Origin of the sequence: Priestia sp. SIMBA_032, from assembly GCF_046535215.1 — a bacterium.
GTDB lineage: Bacteria > Bacillota > Bacilli > Bacillales > Bacillaceae_H > Priestia > Priestia aryabhattai.
Window position 1 is genome coordinate 1 of the sequence record NZ_JAWRXD010000167.1, and the last position, 420, is coordinate 420.

General features: G+C 65.2%; 1 protein-coding gene. It reads right to left on the reverse strand.

Annotation, left to right across the window (positions count from 1 at the left end):
- On the reverse strand, positions 1-378 hold a 378-nt coding region (locus tag SB717_RS33850; protein WP_410907180.1), incomplete at its 3' end, for a hypothetical protein.
- Between the last annotated feature and the right edge of the window lie 42 nt (positions 379-420).

Sequence of the window (420 nt, forward strand, 5' to 3'; positions counted from 1 at the left end):
GGGCGGCGCCATCTCACTCAGCGGTTCTTCTGCCCAGTACGACCAAATCCCATATGTGTCGCTGGCTGGGTCGGTGTCCTGTAGCGTGAGCACCTCATCGAGCACGCGCGCTGCGCGGGAGATGCGATCTTCCCCGTCGATCACCGTGTCGCCGGGGCGATGCAACTCCCACAGGGCGAGGACGTAGGCGAGGCTGTCGCGGATACGGTGCGCGCGGCCGGTGACGATCCTGGTGTGGATCGGGTTCGGTGTGGCGTCGGCAAGGATCAGTCCGCGTCTCGGGTCATAGCCAGCATCGCCACCTCGCCTGGCGGCCTGGAGGGAAAGAGGTTCAGCGTTCACGATGTCCTTCGATGTCGGGGAGGTCGTCCATTCCAAGCAGTTCGCCATGCCGGGGACATTCCGTCACCGTGGACGGCG